The sequence below is a fragment of the Streptomyces phaeochromogenes genome, assembly GCF_001418655.1.
Classification (GTDB): domain Bacteria; phylum Actinomycetota; class Actinomycetes; order Streptomycetales; family Streptomycetaceae; genus Streptomyces; species Streptomyces phaeochromogenes.
This window is the reverse complement of record NZ_LIQZ01000181.1, coordinates 1-21682: the sequence shown is the minus strand read 5'-3', so window position 1 is coordinate 21682 and position 21682 is coordinate 1. Positions and strand designations below refer to the sequence as shown.

Genomic DNA, 21682 nt, shown 5'->3' with positions numbered 1-21682 from the left:
GCCTCGGCCGTTTTCGGGATCTGTTGAAGGTAACCGGAGAATCGGCGACTCGGAGAATCGGCGACTCAGGTAATCGGGAAAGGGAATGTGACGGCATGCGGGAAGTCCGGGAGGCATTCGCGCGGTTCTGGCCGCTGACGCGCGGCGACCGCAGATGGCTGCTGCTGATCGTCGCGTGCGTGATCGTGTCGGCGCTGGCGGAGACGGCCTCGATCCTGCTCTTCGCGGAGCTGACCGATCACGCGCTGAAAGCCGGTTCGCTGGCCGCCTTCTGGGGACCGGCCGGGGCCTGGCTCGGTGTCGCCGTGCTCGGCGCGATCGTCGGATACCTGGGGAACTCCCTCGCGGTCTGGACGGCCGAGAGATTCGTACTGAGGCTGCGCGCCGGCGTCTTCCGGCACGTCCAGGACCTCCCGCCGCACTTCTTCCAGAAGCACCGGCAGGGCGATCTGGTCGAACGGCTCACGGGCGACGTCGAGGCCATCGAGCAGATGGTGGTGTCGGGGGTGGTGGGCACGGTCTCCGCGGTGTTCTCGGCGCTCTTCTACTCCGCCGCCGCCCTCTGGCTCCGCTGGGACCTCGCTCTGGTCACCTTCCTCCTCGCCCCCCTCTTCCTCGTCGCCGCCCGCCGCTTCGCCGGCCGCATCAGGACCGCCGCCCAGGACGAGCGCACCGCCGACGGCGCGATCACCTCGGTGGTCGAGGAGTCACTGGGCAACGTCGTGCTCACCCAGGCCTACAACCGCCGCCGCGCCGAGGAGAAGCGCCTCGACAATGAGGCCAGGGCCTGGCTGCGCGCCAGCGTGCGGGGCGCCCGCGCGAGTGAGCTGTACGAGCAGTTCGTCGAGGTCGTCGAGACGGTGTGCGTGCTCGCGGTCATCGGGCTCGGCGCCTGGGAGATCGCCCAAGGACGCATGTCGCTCGGCCAGTTGCTCGCCTTCGCCGCCTTCCTCGGCTACCTCTACCCGCCGATCCGCGACCTCGGCCAGCTCGGCCTGACACTGACCGCCGCGACGGCCGGCGCACAGCGGCTCCAGGAGATCCTGGACGCCGAGCCCGCCGTCACCGACCCCGCCGAACCGGTCCGGCCATGGCCCGTACGCGGCTGGGTCAGCTTCCACGGCGTCTCCTTCCGCTATCCGGGCGGCGGCGCGGAGCGCGACGCCCTGCACGACGTGACGTTCACCGCGCGACCCGGCGAGTTCGTCCTCGTCACCGGCCCCAGCGGCGCCGGAAAGTCGACGCTCTCCAAGCTCCTGACCCGCTTCTACGACCCCACCGAGGGCGTGATCTGCCTGGACGGCGTCCCGCTCACGGACGTACCCCTGGAGTTCCTGCGCGAGAACGTCGCCCTGCTGCCCCAGGAGACGCTGATCCTGCACGGCACGATCCGCGAGAACATCGCGTGCGGGCGTCCGGGCGCGAGCGAGAAGGAGATCGAAGGGGCCGCGCGGGACGCCGACGCCCACGCGTTCATCGACGCGCTGCCGGACGCGTACGACACGGAGATCGCACCCGGCACGGCCATCCTCTCCGGCGGCCAGCTCCAGAGGGTCGCCCTCGCCCGTGCGATCCTGCGGGCCGCCCCCGTCCTCGTACTCGACGAACCGACCACCGGACTCGACGGGCCCGCCGCCCGCCGGGTCGTCCAGCCGCTGCGGCGCCTGGTCTCCGGCCGTACGACCGTCATGATCACCCATGATCTGACGCTCGCCCCGGACGCCGACCGGATCCTGGTCGTGGACGGCGGCCGGCTGGTGGAGGAGGGCACGCACGAGGAACTCATGGCGCGGGGAGGGGTGTACGCGGGGCTTGCGGGGCCGATGCCGGTGGGTGCGGAGACGACGATGAGGCTCCTGCTGCCGCAGCCGCAGCCGTGACCGTAGGGGCGGGGCGTGGCGTGGCGTGGCCGGGTTGGCGGGGCGCCGGCTGGGGAGCGGCTCTTGGCTCGCACTCCCCAGCCGGACGGGTGTCGACCGGCGTGACGTCGGGGCTTGGGCCTCAGGGCGTCAGGCGGTCGGGTTCCAGGTGCCCAGCCAGTCCGCGACCTCCTGGCCGGTGGCCTGGGAGTCGGTCAGCTGCGGGCGGTCGCTGCTCGCGGCGCCCGAGCCGGGGCCGGTGTTCCTGTACTCCGCGAAGCGGTCGTTCTTCCAGGAGAAGCCGCCCATGTCCGACCACGGGGTCGACTTGACCGCGGCGCTGAGCGTGGAGTTGCGGACCGTGGTCTGCGGGCGCAGGGTCGCGTCGCCGCCCGCGTGCCAGTTGCGGCCGAGGAAGAAGCTCCCGGCGGACACGTCACCGTTGACGACCGAGCGGTTGATGAGGATGCCCTTGCGGTCGGCCGTGGTGCTGGGCGCGGTGATGTACCCCGCCGACGTGCCGTCCCAGCGCTTCTTCAGGGTGATGACGGACTGGTCGATCACGGCGGTCGCGCGGCCGAAGACGAAGTCGACGTTGCCGCTGATGTAGGAGTTGGTGACGTAGACCCGGCCGAGCCTGTCCTTGGCCGCGGTGTCCAGGAGCAGGGTGTCCTGGTCGCCGTCGACGATGATCCCGTCGAGGAGGACCTGGTCGGCGGCGGTGCGCAGCGCCACGGCCTGGTGACCGCTCAGGCTCTGGTTCCTCGCCTCGTCGAAGTCGTTGTTGATGGTCAGGTTGCGGGCCTGGAAGTCGTCGGCCTCGACGGCGACGGTCGCGCTGCCGCTCGTGCCGTACGTTCCGCCGCCGGGCTTCGCCGTACCGGCCGCGTTGTTGAAGACGACGACCGTGTCCTTGCGGCTCGCTCCCGCGCCCTGAATGGTCACGTGCGGCTTGTTCGCCGGGACCTTGACCGTCTCGCGGTACGTGCCCGGCTTGACCGAGATCACCACGCGGGAGGGGTTGTTCGCGGGGACGGCGTCGACGGCGGCCTGGACGGTCGTGAACTGGCCCGAGCCGTCCTTGGCCACGGTGAGGGTGGCGGCTGCTGCCTTGGTGCTCGGTGTGGTGGCGGTGCCGATCGTCGTACGCGGTCCCGTGCCGGCCGTGAGCAGCGCGGGCACGTCTGCCGTCCTGTCCAGCGTGTAGGCGTAGAACGACTTGGGGTCGAAGGCCGTGCCACCGCTCTCGTTGCGGCCGCTGGTGCCGGAGAAGGTGTTGCCGCGCTGGACGACGGCGGCCGTGGCGTCCTTGGTGACCGGGTTGTTCATGCCCTGGAAGTAGCTGTTCTCCAGGACCATCTTCGTGCTGCCGCGCGAGTAGTTGCCGTAGGACGACTTGATGGTCGTGCCGGGATCGTCCTGGAGGTAGTTGTTGTAGAGGTGCGCGTGGGCCGCGTTGTCCGTGGACGGGTTGCGCTGCTCGGTCTCGCGGAACCAGTTGTGGTGGATCGTGATGTCGGTGACGAGGTTCTCGGTCCAGCCGATGCCGAAGGTCTTGTTGTTGTCGCTGAACCTGTTCCAGGACACCGTCACGTTGGTGCTGTCCTTGCGGACGTCGATGAGCCCGTCGGCCATGTGGCGCAGGTCGTTGTGGTCGATCCACACGTGGTGGGCGCCGTCCATCTGGACCGCGTCGAAGTCGTGGTCCTTGTCGTTCCAGACGCCCTGGTAGGAGTCACGGATCGTCAGGTTCCGGATGATCACGTTGTGCACGCCGGTGCCGAGGAAGAAGCCGCCGCCGACGATCTGCCCAGACGTGCCCTGGCCCACGATCGTCTTGTCGGACTTGACCTTGATCTCCTTGCCGACCGGGTTCATGGTGATCGCCGCGGCCACGACGATGACGTACGGCTCCTCGGCGGTCGCGTACTTCTCCAGGTCGGCGAGGGTCTTCACGGTGACCGTCTGGCCGCCGCGACCGCCGTAAGTGCCGTTCTGGCCAAGCGAGTTGACGGAGGCGAAGCCGTCGGCGGTGTCGGCGGCCCAGGCCGGTGCGGCGGCGGCCGTTGTGGCGCCGGTGGCGGCGGACGCCGTCTGCTGGGCGCCCTCGCCGAAGACGCCGAGGCCCGTGCCGTACGTCGTGGTCACGGCGGCGGTCAGGGCCAGTGGGATGCCGACCGTCAGCGCGGTCCTCCTTCTGCGGTGGCGGGGTCCGGCAGTCGTCTTGCCGCGGCGCTCACTCATGCGGCGTACCTTCCGTGCGGGGGGGGGGTGGGGGAGTCGGATCGCTGGTGAGTCGCCGCCCCGCACGGAAAGGTTGCCGGGTTCCTGTTGCTCGGGTCCTGGCGCCCGGTTCCTGTCGCCGGGATCTCGCCTGCTCCCCCTACTCGCCCTGCTCGCCTACTGGGCGCAGGTCTTCGGATCCAGCTTCTCCTCCACCTTGTCCTCGCGGCCGTCGGGCTGGCCGTTGGGGAGGAGCTTGTCGGAGGTGCCGTCGATGTAGTAGCCGTACGAGTAGATGGTCTGGTAACCCCGGTCGCGCCAACTGTGCGCGGTCTTACGGCCGTTGCCCTTGTTCCACTGGTAGTCCTCGACGTAGAAGACCGGGTTCACCCGCACCACGCGCTGGTACGGCGTCCACGTCACGGCGACCTGGGTGCACGGCGGGATCGTCTTCTCGCTGCGGCGCTCGAAGGACGAGCTCTTCTCCCAGCCCCACTCGTAGGTGAAGCTGCCGCCCGCGGTGCCGGAGAAGATGCTCTTCGCGGCGGAGAGGCTGATCGAGGCGCCGACGCTCTTCTTGGCGAACGTCTTCGTGCCGTAGCTGCTGACGAAGGTCTCCTTGTCGTCCTTCGAGCCGCGGTTGCCGATCCACGGCGAGGTGCGGACGGCGGCTCCCTTGGTGGACCAGGTGGAGGCCTGCGCGTACCCGCACCAGCCGCGGAAGAGCTCCCAGGGCCCGGCGGGCTCCCACAGCCCGAAGACGTCCCGCAGGTACTCGTCGTGGGTCTTGAACTCGCCGGTGTCGACGTTGAGGGCGCCGTAGACGCCCGTCAGGCTGGTCTCCTGGTCGCAGAGCCGCTCGATCATCGAGTCGGTGTTGCCGGGGTCGACGCCGCGGATGTTGGTCGCACCGCCCGGCCCGGCCGCCTGCGCGGGCCCGGCGACGGTCATCAGACCGGACACGGCGAGCGCGGTGGACGCGGCCACCAGGGCACTCTTCTTGAGGGCCGACTTGAGTACGGATCGCACGCTGAGCTCTCCTCCGGAGGACGGAACCCGGCGGCGGAGGGGGGAACGGCGCCACCGGTGGTCGACAAGAAGCGAACCCGGCGAACGTCACGGGGACATCGCGGCCGGATCAGAGATGCCTCAGAAAACCGGCCCGGCCGGGAGGTTGCCTTACGGTCGACTACCCGCGGCGGACGTCCTGCGGCGGGTCCGGCTCCCTGAGCGAGCGCGGAACCTGCGACTCCCAGCGCCAGTTGAGGAGGGCCGCGAGGACGACGAAGGATGCCGACGGTATGCCTACGAGCAGCAGGATCACCGGCGCCTCGCCGTTGACGACGATCAGCCCCAGCAGGACCGCGAACATACAGAGGAGGACGACAACCGCGCCGATCCACGCGCGCTCCCAGGCCTTGCGGCGGCCCGCCCGCCGGCGGATCCGCGCCTCGACCTCCGGGCGGCGGTCCCAGGTCATGCCGCGATGCCTGGCCGCGGCGGTGAGAAGGTCCGCGACCTCGGCGTGCGGGTCGTCCAGTTGCCAGTCGTCGAGATGCGGAAGGCCCAGGCGGCGGCCGTCGTTCCCGTACAGGAGGGTGACGTGGCGGCGCGCCGAGGGGCCCCCGCCGCGCGGGGTGGGCTCGACGCGGATGTCGTAGATGTCGTGCCAGGACCGCTTGCGCTCGAATACCGCTCCACGTACGGCGATCCCGTCGGGTCCTACGCGCGTGCGTCCTCGGCTCATGAACAGGGTCACCCAGACGACGCTCGCCAGCACGAGGACCGCCATACAGGCCAACAGCCAGGTGGGCAGGGCGTCGAAGTGTCTGCCCATCTGGAGGACGAAGTTGCCGAGCGCGAAGGCCATCACGAGCAGCCAGCCCCTGGGCGGCTTCTTCCGCCTGCGGTACTCGCGCTCGATGCCGTTCCCGCCCCCGTACCCGCCCATCGGCCCCTCCCCAGGGTGTGATCGCCGGGCTCGATCGTAGGGGTGGGCAGGTCGCGGTTGTCCCTGGAGATCGTCAAGAGATGTGCTGGTGGATGTGCCGGCGTCGGTACCGGCAGGGGTACGCCTACACCGGCACAGTGAGCGTGGCCGTATACCCCTTCTCCACGCTGCCCTTCGTCGTCGCCAGCTGCTGGTCGTAGCCGTCGCTGAAGATGTTGTCGGTCTCCAGGGAGAGCTGGCCCATGTTCTGGACGCTGCGGTCGTAGCCGTCCGTCGCGTACACGGTGTCGCACACGTCCTTGGGGAGGGCGAGCTGTGAAGTGGCCGTGATGGACGTGGCGTTGGTGGCGTCCTCCAGGCTGCCGTACACCTCGAAGTGGATGTGGGGCCAGCGGCCGGTGTAGCAGGCGGGGAAGATACTGGTGAACGTGACCTGCCCCTTGGCGTCGGTCTCCTGGACGCCGCGCAGGTAGTTCTCCTCGGTGACGCCCTCGGAGTAGAGGGAGTAGTTGCCGTCCCGGTCGCAGTGCCAGAGGTAGACGGCGGCGCCCTCCTTGGGCGTATCGCAGCCGGAGGCGGCATCGACGACGGTGAGGGTGACGGTCAGCGGCACCCCTTCCGCCTTGCCGCTCGCCGTCCCGAAGCTGGAGGTGATGTCCTTGCGGACGACACCGCTCTCCTTCAGGACGTTCACCCCGTTGGAGCCGTCACCGGGGTACGGGCCGGCCGTCTCGCCGGGGATGGTCTCGCACTCGGCGCTCCCCGAGGAGGCGGCGGACGAGGACGAACCGGACGAGGACGAAGCCGAGGAGGCCGAGTTGTCGGGGTCGTCGCTGCTGCATCCCACCAGCGGCACCAGGCCGACACCGGCCAGCAGCCGGATCATCTTCCGCCGCTGAAGCGTCGGCAGGTCGAAGGAGAGACCCCTGTCGTGGTCGTGCAGTTCTTCACTCATGGCTGCTCTCCCTGTGCCTGTGCCTTCCACGGCGGCTCCACGGCCGCTTCCGCGCCCGTGCCGCCTGCTGCTTGAAAGTGACAGTAGGCGTATTGCCTGTGGGGCATCCATGGGGCGGCTGTTCATGGGCTGAGGGGGCGGAGCAGGAAATCACTGCTCGTTCCCGGGGAGGCGTCCACCCCGGCTGACCGCGACGCGGAGTACGTCTCCCAGGCACTCCACCGCCCTGGTGAGCGCGAAGCGCACGGCGCGTTCGCCCGCCTCCGTGTCGGCGAGTACGGCTCTGGCTCCCGTGAGGACCTGTTCGCCGGAGTCCAGTTGCGCCGCCTCCAGGTCGTCGGCGAGCCGGGAGAGCCTGCTCTCCTCGCTGTCGGTACTCAGGTAGCAGGGCTTGCCCTCCGGGGTCGTCCACGGCAGCAGACGCAGCGGGCCCGTCATGCGGACACCTCCACGTCGCGGAGGTACGGGCGTACGAGGGGTGTGTCCCACTCGAAGGACCGGGCTCCGAGGGTGAGTTGGCAGCGGCACGCGGGTGCGGCGGGCGCCCACGGCTCGCGTCTGTCGCGCGGGGCGGTGGTGGGCGTCGCCCGATGTCGGCCTCGGGCGGGCAGCAGTACGCGCAACAGCAACTCGCAGAGCCTCGTGACGCGTTCGCCCATGGCTGTGCTCCTTCTCGGGAGGGGGCTTTGACGAGCGGTGATTACCGTTCGTGTCTCGATCGTCACTGCTCGGACGTACGCTGCGGAAGGGGTTCGGTGTTGTCTGGAGCGCCAGGCAACGGTTAGGGGTGACGGTGGGCGAACTTGTTGACGGGGCAGGGGATTCGGGGCTCGCGGGGCTCGGGCGGACCCTTCGGCACCTGAGGGAGAAGGCCGGGAAGTCACTGGGGCAACTGGCCCAGGAAACGGCGTACGACAAGAGCTATCTGAGCCGCCTGGAAGCGGGCAAGCGGCTGTCCAAGCTGGCGGTCATGGAGGACCTGGACCGCTACTACGGGTCCGGTGACCTGCTGGTTCAGCTCTGGAAGGTTGCGCGGCACGACGCGTTCAAGGACAAGTACAAGGAGTACATGCGGCTGGAGGCGACTGCCCGGGTCGTGCACCTGTTCACCCCGGGAGTGCCCGGACTGCTACAGACCGAGGAGTTTGCCCGTGGGGTGTTGTCTGGCGCTCAGGCAACAGCTGGCAACGGCGAGGAAGTTGACGAACAAGTCGCCGCGCGCATGGGACGGCAGCTCCTGTTGAGCCGGGACCCGGTGCCCAACGTCCGCTTCATCATCGACGAGTACGCGCTCCGCCGCTCTGCGGCCACCGCGAAGACCTGGGACGACCAGCTGCTTCGTATCGAGGCCGTGGCCATGTGGCCGAACGTTGTCCTGCAAGTGCTCCCCTTCGCCACCGGAGTGCACCACCTCATGGACGGATCACTGACCCTGCTGTGGCAGAAGGACGGGAGTGCCGTTGCCTACAAAGAGGGCAACGGCGGCGGCGAGTTGATCGACGACTCGGAGGAGGTCCTGCGTCACCGTTTGTCCTACGATCAGCTCCGAGACTTGGCGCTGCCCCCGTCGGACTCACTGACGTTCATCCGGGGCGTTCTGGAGGAGCACAGGTCATGAAGTACACCCCTGACCTCAGCACCGCTGCCTGGCGTAAGTCGAGCTACAGCGACGGGGGAGCGAACAACTGCGTCGAGGTCGCCGACGGCTACCCCGGCCTCGTACCCGTCCGCGACAGCAAGATCCCGCAGGGCCCCGCCCTGGTCTTCGGGGCGGAGCCCTGGGCCCTCTTTCTCCGGAACGTCAGTCGGGGATCAAGCGCCAAAGTGAAGTGACTTCGGCGGCTCGGACCCGGTGGAGTGGGTCCGTGGTGTCCCGGGCCCGGGGGTGGCGGGGGCTCGTGTCGAGGCGGTCCGTCACGCGTAGGCCCGCCGTCGTGATGGCGGTCAGCAGGGCCTCGCGGGTTCTCAGGCCCAGGTGTTCCGCCAGGTCGGACAGGACGAGCCAGCCCTCGCCTCCTGGGTTGAGGTGGGCGGCCAGGCCGTGCAGGAAACCGTGGAGCATCGTGCCGTCCGGGTCGTACACGCCCTGTTCGACGGTGGAGGTCGGACGGGCGGGGAGCCAGGGCGGGTTGCAGACCACCAGGTCGGCGCGGCCCTCGGGATAGAGGTCGGGGCCGCCGACCTCGACGCGGCCGGCGAGGCCCAGCCGGCCGGCGTTCTCGCGGGCGCAGGCCAGAGCGCGCGGGCTGATGTCGGTGGCCACGACGTGGGAGAGGCCCCGGCGGGCCAGTACGGCGGCCAGCACCCCCGTTCCCGTACCGAGGTCGAAGGCCGTACGCGGGTTCGCGGGCAGCGGTGCCTGCGCCACCAGGTCGACGTACTCACCCCTGACCGGCGAGAACACGCCGTAGTGGGGATGGACGCGGACGCCGTCCCCGAGGGCCGGCACCTCCACACCCTTCTCGCGCCACTGATGTGCCCCGATGACACCCAGCAGCTCCGTGAGGGAGACCACCCGGCCGCCTCGCGGTGGACCGTACGCCTCGGTGCATGCCCGGCGTACGTCGGGCGCCCGGCGCAGGGTCAGGGAGTGGTCGTCCTCCAGCAGGACCAGGAGTTTGCCCAGTACGCGGGCGCGGTGGCCGCGGGCCCGGCGGTGCAGGTGGAAGGACTCGGCCGGGGTGGCGTCGGGCCGGGCGGGATTCGCTTTCCGGTCGATGCGGCGGCCCATCGCCCGGAGCAGCTGGCGCGCGTTGTGGAAGTCGCCCCGCCACAGCAACGCCGTTCCCTCGCAGGCCAGTTGGTAGGCCGTAGCGGCTTTCGTGCGGTCGTCGGCTACCACGACCCGGTGGGGAGGCGGTGCGCAGCTCTCCGAGTGCCAGTGGGCGGATCGGGCAGGTTGGGCAGGCTGGGCGGATCGGGCGGATACGTCTTCGGACCAGCTGATCGTGGGCGTCGCAGACACGACGTACTCCTCGTGTTCGAACGTGCGGTGGGCACGAAGAGCACTTCGACGAGGAGCCGGGGAAGTGGGGAAGCCGCCGTGCGTGGCAGACGGCCCGTCTCGCGGTGTCGCGCGGTACGACGGGCTCGTAGGTCGGGCAGGAAGGGGCTACCGCTCCCGCGTCGAAGCGCGGGAGGGGGAGTCGCCGAGGACCAGACCTGGAACCATGCCGAGCATCGCGGTCAGCCTTTCGGAGAGATGATGCCCGAGACTCGCACGGGCCTCGCCTCGCGGGCAAACCCGGCCCCGCCCTCCCTGTGACGCAGCTCACGGGAAGGCGGCCCCTCCCGCCGTACAGCTCATAGAGGTGACCACTCATATGCGAACCCGGATACGGGCCGGGGATTCGAGCGCTTTCGCCGAACTCTTCGACGCGTACGCCCGTGCGGTCTACAACCACGCCTTCCGGCTGACCGCGGACTGGTCGACGGCCGAGGACGTGATGGCCGCGACCTTCATGGAGGCGTGGAAGCTGCGCGACAGGGTCGACCCGGAGGGCGGCTCGCTGCGGCCCTGGCTGCTGGGGATCGCCACGAACACGGCGCGCAACCAGTACCGCAGCAACCGGCGCTACCGCCGCGCCGCGAACGCCGCCGCCGCGGCCGAGCTCGCCGTGCCCGACCACGCCGAGGAGGTCGCCGACCGCGTCGACGACCGGCACCGGCTCGCCACGGCCCTCACCGCGCTCGCGAGCCTGCGCAGACCGGAGCGCGAGGTCATCACGCTCTGCCTGGGGGAGGGCCTGGACTACGAGGCCGCGGCGGAGGCGCTCGGCATTCCCGTCGGGACGGTCGCCTCCCGCCTCTCCCGCGCCCGCAAGAAACTGCGTTCGATCGCCGAGGCCCAGCTTGCGATGCCTCAACTCGCCATGTCTCAAGGGGGGTTGGGGAGCCCTGCCGCCGACATCTCGTTCAAGAAAGTTCGCGAGAAACGGGAAGGCACCCGCCCCGTACGACAGACAAGAGGCGATCACGTAAATGCGATCCGGCCCGCACAGGAAGGAAACCGATGAACGCGAACACGTCCCGGCAGCACCCTGCCGAGTGGGACCAGGAGGCACAGCTCCTGTCCCAGACGGCGCGTGACCTGCCGACGGGCCGCCACCAGTTCCACAAGGAGCGTCTGATGGCCCAGATCGACGAGCAGGTTCAGCAGGTCCAGCGGGAAGAGCACACGGCGACGACGGGGGCTACGGGGATGACCGCCGCGGCGCCTCAGAAGGCCCGGCGGTTCCGGCTGCCGCGTCCCGCGATCACGCTGCCCGCGATGGCTGCGGCCCTGTCCGCGGTGGTCATCGCCGGAGTGGTGACGGTCGGCGGCGACGGCAGCGGGGTTCGGGACAGTGGCGTAGCCACCGGACCGGCCCTGACCACCGACGTCGGTACCGCGTCCACGAAGGGCGTGCCCCAGCTGCTCGACCAGATCTCGCTGGCGGCGGCCGAGGGCGACCACCCGACCGTCAAGCCCGGCCAGTACATCTACATCGAGTCAGTGCTGGCCGACACCTTCGTGAAGACCGTCGACGACAAGTCCAGCCTGGCCAGCCACGAACTGCACCGCCGGCAGATCTGGGAGTCCCCGGACGGCGTCAAGGGCTGGCTGATCGACCCCGCCGTCAACGACGGCCCCGAGGGCGAGACCCTGAGCCTGCCCGACGAGCAGGGCAACACCCCGAAGGCGCACCTGGGCAGCCCGTCGTACGACTACCTGACCAAGCTGACCACCGACCCGGACGCACTGCTGGCCAAGATCTACAAGGAGACCAAGGGTCAGGGGAACACCCCCGACCAGCAGGCCTTCGCCACCATCGGTGATCTGCTCGCCGAGAGCTACCCGCCGGCGGAGCTCTACCCGGCGCTGTTCGAGGCCGCCGCCAAGATCCCGGGTGTCGTCGTCGTCGACGACGCGGTGGACGCGGCCGGCCGGCACGGGGTGGCGGTGGCCCGGCTGGACGACACCAGCGGGCAGCGCGAGGAGTGGATCTTCGACAAGAAGACCCATGTCTACCTCGGTGCGCGCAATGTCCAGGTGAAGCAGATCAAGGAAGAGGGCATCCTGATCAAGCCCGGCACGGTGAACTTCACCATGGCCATCAAGAACCGTGCCGTGGTCGACGGAATGAAGCAGACCCCGTCCCAGGCGGGCTGAGACCGGCCCTCGGGGAAGGGCCGCCTCAGTCCAGCGCGGGCGGCGGTGTCGGGGCGCCGGGCAACCGGATCGTCGCCACCGTGCCGCCGCCCTCGGCCGGGCTCAACGCCACGTCGCCGCCCGCCTGTTGGACCGTACGGGCCACGATGGACAGGCCCAGGCCCGAGCCGGGGAGCGCCCGTGCGCTGGGGGAGCGCCAGAAGCGGTCGAAGACGTGCGGGAGTTCGTCGGCGGGGATGCCCGGGCCGTGGTCCCGTACGGTCAGTTCGCCGTCCTTGAGGGTCACGTCGACCGCGCCGCCCTCGGGGCTGAACTTCACCGCGTTGTCGAGGATGTTCACGATGGCCCGCTCCAGCGCGGAGGGCTCCGCCCGTACGAACCAGGGGTCCACGTTCGCCGTGATCGTCAGCTCCGGGCCGCGCAGACGGGCCCGGCGCAGGGCCGCCTCCACGGTGTCCTGCAACGACACCACCTGCACACGGTCCGCCGGCGTCCCCGCGTCCGACCGCGACAGCGTCTGCAAGTCACCGATCAGCGCGGCCAGTTCGGTCATCTGCGCCTTCACGGACGCGAGCAGCGCCTTGCGGTCCGCCTCGGGGATGGGCCGCCCCGTCTCCTCACTGCGGGTGAGCAGCTCGATGTTCGTACGGAGGGAGGTGAGGGGGGTACGCAGTTCGTGACCGGCGTCGGCGATGAGTTGTTGCTGGAGTTCGCGGGAACTGGCCAGGGCGCTCGTCATCGAGTTGAAGGAACGGGAGAGCCGGGCGACCTCGTCCTCGCTCTCCTCCTCCACCGGGATGCGCACGGAGAGGTCCTCGGTACGGGCCACGTGTTCCACGGCCTCGGTGAGCTTGTCGACCGGCCGCAGGCCCGCACGGGCGACCGCGAGACCGGCGGCGCCGGCGCCGAGGACTCCGATGCCGGAGACGAGGAGCAGGATGAGGGCCAGGTCGTTCAGGGTGCTCTGGGTGCTCTTGAGGGGCATGCCGATGAGGAGTGCCGTGTCGGCGTACAGCTGCGGCCGGCTGGGGCCCTGAGTGACGGTCAGAGGAATCGTCAGGATGCGTACGGCGTTCCCGTCGGTGTCGGTTCCGTTGCGGAAGATCCCGTTTTCGTTGTCCGAGTTCTTGATCACGTCCGTGTCGTCGCTGGTGACCTTGACCGTGCCTTCGGAGTTCACCGAGACGCAGGGCGTTCCGTCCGCCTTGACCAGTTGCAGGTAGTAGGTGTCCCGGGCGCCGAAGTCGTCGTTCTTCGGCAGCGGTGTCTGGGTGCAGCTGTCCAGTGCGGCCTCGACCTGTGAGTACGGCTGAGGTCTGGCGGCCGCTTGCAGGTCGTCGTCGACCTGGTCGTACAGCTTTCCCTGCACGATGAACCAGCACGTCACCGACACGGCCGCCACGGCGAACGCCACCGCCGCCGCGACCAGAAGCGACAGCCGGGCCCGGATCGGGAGGGAGGTGAACCGGCGTACTACGCGCTTCACTCCGCCCCACCCGACCGCAACACGTACCCCACACCCCGCACCGTGTGCACAAGACGAGGCTCGCCGCCCGCCTCGGTCTTGCGGCGGAGGTACATCACGTACACATCAAGGGAGTTGGACGACGGCTCGAAGTCGAAGCCCCACACCGCCTTCAGGATCTGCTCGCGGGTGAGGACCTGGCGCGGGTGGGCGAGGAACATCTCCAGCAGGGTGAACTCCGTGCGGGTCAGCTCGACCGGCCGCCCACTCCGCGTGACCTCGCGCGTCGCGAGGTCCATGCGGAGGTCGCCGAAGGTGAGCGCGTCGTCCGCGGGCGCGCCGACCGCCGCGGCGGCGTAGGAGCTGCGGCGCAGCAACGCCCGTACGCGGGCGAAGAGTTCGTCGAGTTCGAAGGGCTTGACCAGATAGTCGTCGGCGCCGGCGTCGAGGCCGGTGACGCGGTCGCCGACCGTGTCGCGGGCCGTCAGCATGAGGATCGGCGTCGTGGTGCCCGCGCCGCGCATCCGGCGGGCGGCGGTCAGGCCGTCCATCCGCGGCATCTGGATGTCGAGGACGACCAGGTCGGGCTGGTACACCGTGGACTTCTCCAGGGCGTCCGCGCCGTCGACGGCGACCTCGGTGTCGTAACCCTCGAAGGCGAGGCTGCGCTGGAGTGCTTCGCGCACGGCCGGCTCGTCGTCGACGATCAGGATGCGCTGGGGTTCACGGTCGCCTTCGGCGGGGCTCATCGCGGTCAGTTCCTCGGGTGCGGTGGGACGTGGTCGGGGCGCTTTCAGCCTCGCACGTTCAGAGCTGTTCAGAGCTGTTCAGGGTTGCTTGGGGCCGCTCGGGGCTGTTCTTGTCACGCCTGCCGGGCCAGTGAGCCCGGCAGGATCAGCCTCGTACGGTACGGCCGGCGCGGGCGCCGGCACCCCGGCGGGCGCCGCGCGGAGCGGCGACGGGGGCCACCTCGGGCGCGCGGGGCGCCGGCGCGTGGAGCTCGTACGCCACTTCGAGGGCCAGGGCGAAGGCGGCCGGGTCGGCGCCCGTGAGGGTGTGGGAGACGTTCCTGATCTTCATGACGAACTCCGGGTGGCTCGGTGCGAGGGGGTGATCGAAGCGCGCGGTGGACTGGCGGGGTCAGCTGTCGGAGCCGCCGGCCCGCAGGGTGTCCAGGTCGGCCTTGACGGTGTTGATCGGGATGGCGAACCCGAGGCCCACGCTGCCGGCGCTCGACGAGGTGGCGTCCGCGGCGGAGTACATCGCGGAGTTGATGCCGATGATGTTGCCGTTCATGTCGATCAGCGCGCCGCCGGAGTTGCCCGGGTTGAGGGACGCGTCGGTCTGGAGGGCCTTGTACGTGGTCGTGGACGAGCCGGTGTCGCCGTTGAACTCCTGGCCGCCGAACTCGAACGGCCACTGACCGCTGCCGCCGCCCTGTTGTTGCTGCTGCTGGCCCTGGCTCTCGTCCGTGGAGACGGTGACGTCACGGTTGAGGGCGGAGACGATGCCGCTGGTGACCGTGCCGGTCAGACCCTCGGGGGAGCCGATCGCCACGACCTGGTCGCCGACCTTGACGCCCGCGGAGTCGCCGAGGGTCGCGACCGTCAGACCGGACGGCGCGTTCTCCAGTTTGATCAGCGCGAGGTCCTTCTTGCTGTCGGTGCCGACGACCTTCGCGGTGTACGACTTGCCGTTGCTCAGCTGCACCTTGATCTCGGAGGCGCCCGAGACCACGTGGTTGTTGGTGATGATCTCGCCGCCGCTGGTGATGATCACGCCGGAACCCGTGGACTGGCCGGCGTTCGAGGTGGCGCTGATCTCGACGATGCTCGGGCTGACCGCCTTGGCGACCCCGGCGACCGTGCCCTTCTCGCTGGTGGGCACGACGCTGGTGCTGGTGCTGCTGCTCGCCACCGTGTCGCTGCCGGTCAGCTCCTGGAAGGCGTAAGCGGTACCGCCGCCCACTGCCGCGGCGGCTATCGCCACGGCGGCCAGCAGCGCCAGCGGACCCTTGGCGCGCTTGCGGGGAGCGGCGGGAGCGGGGGAGACGGGCTCGGTGAGGAGGGCCGTGGGAGCGGCGCCCTGCTGCGCCGGCTCGTACGCCGGCGGGGGCGGCCACTCCGGGTTCACGGAGGAGCCGTAGGAGGGGGTGGAGGAGTCGGAGGAGGAGCTCGCGGGGTGCGCGGAGGCGTACGGCTGCTGGGGGTACGCGGACTGCTGCGCGTCGCCCTGCGTGTACGCGGACTGGTGCTGGTCGCCCTGGGGGTACTCGCCGCTGCGGCGGAAGCTCTCGGTCATGACTCAGACTCTGAACCCCGACCATGAGAGCTCCCTGAGTGCTCCCTGAGAAGCCCGACAGAACCGCGTATGCCCGATATAAAGGCGCCCGGGGCCCGGTATGAAGCCGATCGGGGCCCGCCGGGACCGGTGAAACGGGGGGTTGCCGCACGGTGATGTGCGGGAAGCGGCGGACGAATACTTGTCGGACCGCTGTGAAGGACGTGTGCAACGGGAAACGAGGGGCGCAATCTTGGTGGGTTCACGACACACCACCACCTCAGGAGCCCTGAGTGATACGTGCCCTGCGCGACCGTTGGAGACGCCCCGTCACGGCGTTCCCCGCGGCCGCTCTCGCGCTGGCGCTGAGTTGCGCCGGCGTCCTCGCGGCCCAGCCCGCGACCGCGGCGGACGACCCCACCGGGGGTCTGCCCGACGCGAACCTCTCGCAGCCCGCGAAGCCGACGGCCTCCGCGAAGGAGCTGCGCGACCGGATCGTCGAGGCCGCGAAGGCCACCGGCGAGACCCCGGACGAGGCCTCGCCCAGCAAGTCACCGTTCATCATCGGCGGCGGTGAGACCACCATCGCCAGTGCCCCCTGGATGGTCCAGCTCGGGTACTCCGACCCGGCCACCGGCAACGGCTACTTCTGCGGCGGCACCCTCGTCGCCCCGAACAAGGTCCTCACGGCCGCCCACTGCGTCGCGGGCCTCGACTGGGTGAGCAACGGCGCCGTCCTGGCCGGCACCACCGACCTCGACGACTACGCCACCGGCACCCCCGCGGGCGTCTACCGCCAGTGGACCCACCCCCGCTACAACGAAGCCACCGCCCAGAACGACATCGCGGTGCTCACCCTGGACCGCCCGCTGGAGCAGCAGTGGCTGCGGCTGGCCGCGTCCGACGACAGCGCGCTCTACAAGGCCGGCACCGCGGCCACCGTCTACGGCTGGGGCCTGACCTCCGGCGCCGACGACGCCACCCTCTCGACGAAGCTGAAGAAGGCGAGCCTGCCGCTGGTCGCCGACGCGACCTGCAACAGCGCCATGCAGGCGGTCCTCGGCGACGACGAGTTCATCGAGGGCTCGATGACCTGCGCGGGCACCCCCGCGACCGGCGCCGACGAGGGCACGAACAGCCCCTGCAACGGCGACTCAGGCGGCCCCCTGGTCGTCGGCAACAAGATCGTCGGCATCGTCTCCTGGGGCGTCGCGGGCTGCACCGGCAAGGGCGCCTACCCGGTCTTCACCAAGGTCAGCTCCTACGCCTGGGCGGCCCAGCCGCGCGTCGACGACACCGACCTGACGTACGACGGCCGCGCCGACCTGCTGGCCCGCACGCCCTCGGGCGGCCTCTTCCAGCAGGACAGCAAGGGCACCTCGCTGGCCCAGCGCGCCTACCAGGGCAACGGCTGGCAGACCGCCACCTGGGTCCTCCAGGCCGACCTGGACCGGGACTTCTACCAGGACCTGATCGTCCGCGACAAGACCGACGGCAAGCTGTACCGCAGCTACATGGACCACGCCGTCGGCGACTGGACCTGGATGCAGATCAGTTCGGTCTGGGGCGGCTACAAGTCGTACGCGATCCCCGGCGACATGACGGGCGACGCCCGCCCGGACCTGCTCGCGGTGGACGCCGACGGCTCGGTCTACCTCTACCCGGGACGCGGCAACGGCGAGTTCTACGGCAAGGTCAAGGTCGTCAGCGGCTCCTGGAAGAACGTGAAGATCTTCGGCCACGGCGACCTCTCCGGCGACGGCAAGCCCGACCTCCTCGTCCGCTCCACGGACGGCACCCTCTGGCTCTACCGCGGCACCGGCAAGGAGAAGACCCCCTGGTCGGCCCGCATCAAGGCCCGTACCGGCTGGAACTTCACCTCATACGTCTCCAACGGCGACGTGACGGGCGACGGAGTGGCCGACATCATGACCCGCGACTCCGCCGGCACCCTCTGGCTCTACCGGGGCACGAACAAGGCGACCACCGACCTCTTCGCGGCACGCACCAGCCTGGGAACGGGCTTCAACCAGTACAACCTGCTGTTCTAGAAACCGCTGAACAGACGTCGGCCCCCACCACTTGGCGGGGGCCGACTCTTCAGGGGCGCGGGGAACGGCGCAATCTTTTAGCTTTTTAGGGGCGCGGGGAACTGCGCAATCTTTTGGGGCGCCAAGAACCACCTGCTGTTAAGGGCGCCGGGAACCACCTGCCGCTAGGGGCGCGGGGAACTGCGCGACCAGCCACGACCCACCCGCACCCAACCACCAACCCACCAGCGGAGCTACCCGCACCCAACCACCAACCCCACCAGCGGAGCTACCCGCAGCCGCAGGACCTTCGCACGACCAACTGCGACGGGAACAACTTCAACCGCTCCCGCCGAGCACCGGCAACCCGCAGCCCATCATCAAGCACAAGATCAACCGCCGCCCGAGCCATCGCAGACCGATCGCTCGCGATCGTGGTCAGCGGCGGATCGGTCAACGCCGCTTCCTTGATGTCGTCGAACCCGGCGACAGCCAGCTCCCCCGGCACGTCTATCCGAAGCTCGCGCGCCGCCCGCAGCAGCCCGACCGCCTGGTCGTCCGTGGAACAGAAGATCGCCGGCGGCCGGTCCGGCCCGGCCAGCAGCTCAAGCCCCACCTTGTACGCGTCGTACCGGTTGTAGAGCGCCTCGAAGAGGCGACCCTCCGTCGAGCGCCCGGCCTCGTGCATCGCGCGCCGCCAGCCCTCCACGTGGTCGGAGACGGGGTCACCGACGGTCGGGGTCTCCGCGACACCGCCCAGACAGGCGACGTACTCGTACCCGTGCTCAAGAAGATGACGGGTGGCGAGCTGGGCGCCGCCCACGTCGTCCGTGACGACGGCGACGTCGTCGATGGCCTCGGGCCGCTCGTGCAGCAGCACCACCCGGGCGTCCCACGCCTCGATCTCGGCGGCGGCCAGATCGTTCAGCGCGTGGCTGACGAGGATGAGCCCCGAGACCCGCATTCCGAGAAAGGCCCGCAGATAGTGGACCTCGCGCTCGCCGACATAGTCGGAATTACCGACGAGCACCATTTTCCCGCGCTCGGACGCGGCCTGTTCGACCGCGTGCGCCATCTCCCCGAAGAAAGGCTGGCGCGCGTCCGGCACGATCAGGCCTATGAGGTCCGTACGCCGCGACGCCATGGCCTGGGCGACCCGGTCGGGCCGATACCCCAGCTCCTTGATCGCGGCGAGGACACGCTCGCGCGTGGCCGGGGCAACCGGCCGGGGTCCGTTGTTGATGACGTAACTGACGACGGCAGTCGACGTCCCTGCCAGTCGTGCTACGTCATCCCGAGTCACCTTGGCCACGCGCGGAGTCTACGCGGATGGACCTACCTCTGTGCAGGTCGTACGGGCTCCTGTGCCTCCACCGTGACCTCGGCACTCTCGGTGGCGTCGAGGTGTGCCGACTCGTCCGCATCCTCCGGCTTCGGCTGGGCCGCCTTGGCCTTCGCCTCGTCCGTCGCACGGTCCGCCTTCTCCGGCGTGACGAAGCGGTAGCCGACGTTGCGGACGGTTCCGATCAGCGACTCGTGCTCGGGTCCGAGCTTCGCCCGCAGCCGTCGTACGTGGACGTCGACGGTCCGCGTGCCACCGAAGTAGTCGTAGCCCCAGACCTCCTGGAGCAGCTGGGCGCGGGTGAAGACGCGGCCGGGGTGCTGCGCCAGGTACTTCAGGAGCTCGAACTCCTTGAAGGTGAGGTCGAGGACCCGGCCCTTGAGCTTGGCGGAGTACGTCGCCTCGTCGACCGACAGGTCGCCGTTGCGGATCTCCATGGGGGAGTCGTCGTTGACGATCTGCTGGCGGCCCATGGCCAGCCGCAGCCGTGCCTCGACCTCCGCCGGACCTGCGGTGTCGAGCAGGACGTCGTCGATGCCCCAGTCGGCGGTGACGGCCGCGAGACCGCCCTCCGTGACGACGAGGATGAGCGGACAGCCGGGCCCGGTGGACCTCAGCAGCTGGCAGAGGCTGCGGACCTGAGGCAGGTCGCGGCGCCCGTCGATCAGGATGACGTCGGCACCAGGGGTGTCGACGAGAGCGGGGCCCTCCGCCGGAGCCACGCGCACGTTGTGCAGCAGCAGGCCGAGGGCGGGAAGCACCTCCGTCGACGGCTGGAGAGCATTGGTAAGGAGCAGCAGAGAACTCATCGCACCCCACCTGCCTGGGTCGTCACACGGTCTTGCACGGTTTGCTTGCCCATAACGTCGGTTCCTCCTCGGTCCCTGCGAGGACGTTTGCGGCACTGCTTCGTACTTCTCGCGGCTCCCGCGCCCCTGGGCGCCGCAATTGCGCTCTGACATCGCACTTCCTGTCGCGATATATCCCCGGGGAGTCGTATACAGCGTTCGTATACAACGCTCCAGAAAGCGCAAAAGGACCCGGGGGCTTCGCTGCCCGAGTCCTCTGCCCAGCAGAATAGCCCACATGAACCTAGGTCCGGCAGGTCATGTGACGCGATCTTTGATTCGTCCACGCCTTGAGACAACCCTGCGGCCACCTCTGCGGAGATTTCTGCGCACGGTCGACGGGGTCACGATCGATGCCGCGTACGACCCCGGAAGGGGTACGTCCGACACCGCGGACGACGTCCTCGGCAACGTCCCCGGTGACCTCGCCATCGTCGTCGCGCACGGCTTCACGGGCGACCTGGAGCGGCTGCACGTACGTCGGGCGGCCACCGCCTTCACGCAGTACGGGGCGGTCGTCACGTTCTCCTTCCGGGGCCACGGTGCCTCCGGCGGGCGTTCGACGGTCGGCGACCGCGAGGTGCTCGATCTCGCGGCGGCGGTGGAGTGGGCACGAGAACTCGGTCACACCCGGGTGGCCACGGTCGGCTTCTCGATGGGCGGATCCGTCGTCCTGCGGCACGCGGCGATCAATTCGGCCGGCGGTGAGGAGCACGAGGGGCGCACGGGAGCGCATACGGACGCGGTGGTTTCGGTCAGCGCACCAGCTCGCTGGTACTACCGGGGCACGGCCCCTATGCGCCGCCTGCACTGGCTGGTAACCCGCCCGGTCGGCCGGGCCGTCGGCCGCTACGGCCTGCGCACCCGCATCCACCACCGCGAGTGGGACCCCGTCCCCTCCTCCCCGGTGGAGTCGGTCCCGCTGATCACGCCCACGCCGTTGCTGATCGTCCACGGCGAGCAGGACGGCTACTTCCCGGTGGACCACCCCCGGATGCTGGCCGACGCCTCCGACGGCCACGCCGACCTGTGGCTGGAGCCGGGAATGGGCCACGCGGAGAACGCGGCGGACGACGAGCTGCTGACCCGCATCGGCCAATGGGCGGCCGGGGCGGCAGCGCCTGCGGGCTAGCCTGGGCGGTGCTTGTCACCCATTCACCCATTCACCTTCACCGACCGACAGTCGACCGCCGACGGTCGACCGAAGGATCAGGAATCAGGATTCAGATGGCAAAGGGCACGGTGCGTTACTGGGCCGCCGCCAAGGCCGCAGCGGGCATCGCGGAGGAGCCGTACGAGGCGGAGACCCTCGCGGACGCGCTCGACGCGGCACGCGAGCGACACCCCGGCGAACTCGTCCGCGTCCTGCGGCGATGCTCGTTCCTCATCGACGGTGACCCCGTGGGCACCCGCGGACATGAGACGGTACGGCTGGCCGAGGGCGGCACGGTCGAAGTGCTCCCGCCGTTCGCAGGAGGGTGACGGGACCATGAGCAACCAGCCGTACGAGGGCTACGACCCCTACCAGCAGCCGCCGTCGGGGTGGCCGGGCCATCAGCAGCAGTACGAGGCCGACG

General features: G+C 69.8%; 21 protein-coding genes. 8 read left to right on the top strand and 13 right to left on the bottom strand.

The features are described from left to right. Positions 1 to 95 precede the first annotated feature (95 nt). Positions 96 to 1880, top strand: a complete 1785-nt coding sequence (locus tag AOK17_RS24380; RefSeq protein ID WP_055614680.1) for an ABC transporter ATP-binding protein — start codon at positions 96 to 98, stop codon at positions 1878 to 1880. Between the two features lie 129 nt (positions 1881 to 2009). Here the strand turns inward: AOK17_RS24380 and AOK17_RS24375 are convergent, their stop codons facing one another. From AOK17_RS24375 to AOK17_RS24350, 6 genes are all read right to left on the bottom strand, one after another. Continuing rightward, entirely contained in the window at positions 2010 to 4103 is a 2094-nt protein-coding gene (locus AOK17_RS24375; RefSeq protein WP_055614679.1) for a pectinesterase family protein, read from the bottom strand. Positions 4104 to 4259: 156 nt separating this feature from the next. Then, positions 4260 to 5111, bottom strand: a complete 852-nt coding sequence (locus tag AOK17_RS24370) for a hypothetical protein (RefSeq protein WP_055614678.1) — start codon at positions 5109 to 5111, stop codon at positions 4260 to 4262. A 160-nt stretch (positions 5112 to 5271) separates the two neighbouring features. Next, positions 5272 to 6033, bottom strand: coding sequence for a hypothetical protein (locus AOK17_RS24365; protein WP_055614677.1), 762 nt, complete (start codon positions 6031 to 6033; stop codon positions 5272 to 5274). 124 nt (positions 6034 to 6157) lie between these two features. After that, positions 6158 to 6988 (bottom strand): intradiol ring-cleavage dioxygenase, encoded by an 831-nt coding sequence (locus tag AOK17_RS24360; RefSeq protein WP_055614676.1) that lies wholly within the window; start codon positions 6986 to 6988, stop codon positions 6158 to 6160. 150 nt (positions 6989 to 7138) lie between these two features. Beyond that, positions 7139 to 7426 carry a hypothetical protein gene (locus tag AOK17_RS24355; RefSeq protein ID WP_055614675.1) on the bottom strand — a complete coding sequence of 96 codons (288 nt, stop codon included), beginning with the start codon at positions 7424 to 7426 and terminating at the stop codon, positions 7139 to 7141. After that, positions 7423 to 7647, bottom strand: a complete 225-nt coding sequence (locus AOK17_RS24350; RefSeq protein ID WP_055614674.1) for a hypothetical protein — start codon at positions 7645 to 7647, stop codon at positions 7423 to 7425. Before AOK17_RS24350 ends, AOK17_RS24355 begins: the two co-directional genes overlap by 4 nt. A gap of 134 nt (positions 7648 to 7781) precedes the next feature. Here AOK17_RS24350 and AOK17_RS24345 point away from each other — a divergent pair, with 134 nt between their 5' ends. Continuing rightward, complete coding sequence (locus AOK17_RS24345) at positions 7782 to 8606, top strand: helix-turn-helix domain-containing protein (protein WP_055614697.1); 825 nt, start codon at positions 7782 to 7784, stop codon at positions 8604 to 8606. After that, positions 8603 to 8821 carry a DUF397 domain-containing protein gene (locus AOK17_RS24340; RefSeq protein WP_055614673.1) on the top strand — a complete coding sequence of 73 codons (219 nt, stop codon included), beginning with the start codon at positions 8603 to 8605 and terminating at the stop codon, positions 8819 to 8821. Before AOK17_RS24345 ends, AOK17_RS24340 begins: the two co-directional genes overlap by 4 nt. On the opposite strand, the gene AOK17_RS24335 is transcribed toward AOK17_RS24340, so the two are convergent. After that, positions 8790 to 9935, bottom strand: a complete 1146-nt coding sequence (locus tag AOK17_RS24335; RefSeq protein WP_055614696.1) for a methyltransferase — start codon at positions 9933 to 9935, stop codon at positions 8790 to 8792. The genes AOK17_RS24340 and AOK17_RS24335 overlap by 32 nt on opposite strands. Positions 9936 to 10311: 376 nt before the next feature. Here AOK17_RS24335 and AOK17_RS24330 point away from each other — a divergent pair, with 376 nt between their 5' ends. Together AOK17_RS24330 and AOK17_RS24325 are read left to right on the top strand one after the other, a co-directional pair. Beyond that, positions 10312 to 11004: an RNA polymerase sigma factor gene (locus AOK17_RS24330; RefSeq protein WP_055614672.1), complete on the top strand. Its 693-nt coding sequence runs from the start codon at positions 10312 to 10314 to the stop codon at positions 11002 to 11004. Then, positions 11001 to 12140 carry a CU044_5270 family protein gene (locus AOK17_RS24325; RefSeq protein WP_055614671.1) on the top strand — a complete coding sequence of 380 codons (1140 nt, stop codon included), beginning with the start codon at positions 11001 to 11003 and terminating at the stop codon, positions 12138 to 12140. The genes AOK17_RS24330 and AOK17_RS24325 overlap by 4 nt, the downstream gene beginning before the upstream one ends. Before the next feature lie 25 nt (positions 12141 to 12165). Here the strand turns inward: AOK17_RS24325 and AOK17_RS24320 are convergent, their stop codons facing one another. The 4 genes from AOK17_RS24320 to AOK17_RS24305 all read right to left on the bottom strand — a co-directional run bounded on the left by AOK17_RS24320 (position 12166) and on the right by AOK17_RS24305 (position 15906). Continuing rightward, on the bottom strand, positions 12166 to 13626 hold the full coding sequence (locus tag AOK17_RS24320) for a sensor histidine kinase (RefSeq protein WP_055614670.1): 1461 nt from the start codon (positions 13624 to 13626) through the stop codon (positions 12166 to 12168). Then, positions 13623 to 14354 (bottom strand): response regulator transcription factor, encoded by a 732-nt coding sequence (locus tag AOK17_RS24315; RefSeq protein WP_055614669.1) that lies wholly within the window; start codon positions 14352 to 14354, stop codon positions 13623 to 13625. Before AOK17_RS24315 ends, AOK17_RS24320 begins: the two co-directional genes overlap by 4 nt. A 145-nt stretch (positions 14355 to 14499) precedes the next feature. Then, positions 14500 to 14685, bottom strand: coding sequence for a hypothetical protein (locus AOK17_RS24310; RefSeq protein WP_055614668.1), 186 nt, complete (start codon positions 14683 to 14685; stop codon positions 14500 to 14502). A 60-nt stretch (positions 14686 to 14745) separates the two neighbouring features. Further along, on the bottom strand, positions 14746 to 15906 hold the full coding sequence (locus tag AOK17_RS24305; protein ID WP_055614667.1) for a S1C family serine protease: 1161 nt from the start codon (positions 15904 to 15906) through the stop codon (positions 14746 to 14748). 272 nt (positions 15907 to 16178) lie between these two features. On the opposite strand from AOK17_RS24305, the gene AOK17_RS24300 reads away from it, so the two are divergent. Further along, the gene (locus AOK17_RS24300) at positions 16179 to 17936 is read left to right on the top strand and encodes a trypsin-like serine protease (RefSeq protein WP_055614666.1); all 1758 of its coding nucleotides are present in this window, start codon (positions 16179 to 16181) and stop codon (positions 17934 to 17936) included. Between the two features lie 268 nt (positions 17937 to 18204). Here the strand turns inward: AOK17_RS24300 and AOK17_RS24295 are convergent, their stop codons facing one another. Both AOK17_RS24295 and AOK17_RS24290 read right to left on the bottom strand, forming a co-directional pair. After that, complete coding sequence (locus AOK17_RS24295) at positions 18205 to 19227, bottom strand: LacI family DNA-binding transcriptional regulator (protein WP_055614665.1); 1023 nt, start codon at positions 19225 to 19227, stop codon at positions 18205 to 18207. Between the two features lie 23 nt (positions 19228 to 19250). Beyond that, the gene (locus AOK17_RS24290) at positions 19251 to 20066 is read right to left on the bottom strand and encodes a winged helix-turn-helix transcriptional regulator (RefSeq protein WP_055614664.1); all 816 of its coding nucleotides are present in this window, start codon (positions 20064 to 20066) and stop codon (positions 19251 to 19253) included. A gap of 277 nt (positions 20067 to 20343) precedes the next feature. Between AOK17_RS24290 and AOK17_RS24285 the strand changes: the two genes are divergently transcribed. After that, positions 20344 to 21237, top strand: a complete 894-nt coding sequence (locus tag AOK17_RS24285) for an alpha/beta hydrolase (protein ID WP_055614663.1) — start codon at positions 20344 to 20346, stop codon at positions 21235 to 21237. 95 nt (positions 21238 to 21332) lie between these two features. Next, positions 21333 to 21587, top strand: a complete 255-nt coding sequence (locus AOK17_RS24280; RefSeq protein ID WP_055614662.1) for a MoaD/ThiS family protein — start codon at positions 21333 to 21335, stop codon at positions 21585 to 21587. Positions 21588 to 21682 lie beyond the last annotated feature (95 nt).

Excerpts from the sequence above, each read along its gene's own strand:
- AOK17_RS24380 (WP_055614680.1), top strand. The coding sequence starts at position 96 with ATGCGGGAAGTCCGGGAGGCATTCGCGCGGTTCTGGCCGCTGACGCGC.
- AOK17_RS24375 (WP_055614679.1), bottom strand. The coding sequence starts at position 4,103 with ATGAGTGAGCGCCGCGGCAAGACGACTGCCGGACCCCGCCACCGCAGA.
- AOK17_RS24365 (WP_055614677.1), bottom strand. The coding sequence starts at position 6,033 with ATGGGCGGGTACGGGGGCGGGAACGGCATCGAGCGCGAGTACCGCAGG.
- AOK17_RS24360 (WP_055614676.1), bottom strand. The coding sequence starts at position 6,988 with ATGAGTGAAGAACTGCACGACCACGACAGGGGTCTCTCCTTCGACCTG.
- AOK17_RS24355 (WP_055614675.1), bottom strand. The coding sequence starts at position 7,426 with ATGACGGGCCCGCTGCGTCTGCTGCCGTGGACGACCCCGGAGGGCAAG.
- AOK17_RS24350 (WP_055614674.1), bottom strand. The coding sequence starts at position 7,647 with ATGGGCGAACGCGTCACGAGGCTCTGCGAGTTGCTGTTGCGCGTACTG.
- AOK17_RS24340 (WP_055614673.1), top strand. The coding sequence starts at position 8,603 with ATGAAGTACACCCCTGACCTCAGCACCGCTGCCTGGCGTAAGTCGAGC.
- AOK17_RS24330 (WP_055614672.1), top strand. The coding sequence starts at position 10,312 with ATGCGAACCCGGATACGGGCCGGGGATTCGAGCGCTTTCGCCGAACTC.
- AOK17_RS24325 (WP_055614671.1), top strand. The coding sequence starts at position 11,001 with ATGAACGCGAACACGTCCCGGCAGCACCCTGCCGAGTGGGACCAGGAG.
- AOK17_RS24315 (WP_055614669.1), bottom strand. The coding sequence starts at position 14,354 with ATGAGCCCCGCCGAAGGCGACCGTGAACCCCAGCGCATCCTGATCGTC.
- AOK17_RS24310 (WP_055614668.1), bottom strand. The coding sequence starts at position 14,685 with ATGAAGATCAGGAACGTCTCCCACACCCTCACGGGCGCCGACCCGGCC.
- AOK17_RS24305 (WP_055614667.1), bottom strand. The coding sequence starts at position 15,906 with ATGACCGAGAGCTTCCGCCGCAGCGGCGAGTACCCCCAGGGCGACCAG.
- AOK17_RS24290 (WP_055614664.1), bottom strand. The coding sequence starts at position 20,066 with ATGAGTTCTCTGCTGCTCCTTACCAATGCTCTCCAGCCGTCGACGGAG.
- AOK17_RS24285 (WP_055614663.1), top strand. The coding sequence starts at position 20,344 with ATGAACCTAGGTCCGGCAGGTCATGTGACGCGATCTTTGATTCGTCCA.
- AOK17_RS24280 (WP_055614662.1), top strand. The coding sequence starts at position 21,333 with ATGGCAAAGGGCACGGTGCGTTACTGGGCCGCCGCCAAGGCCGCAGCG.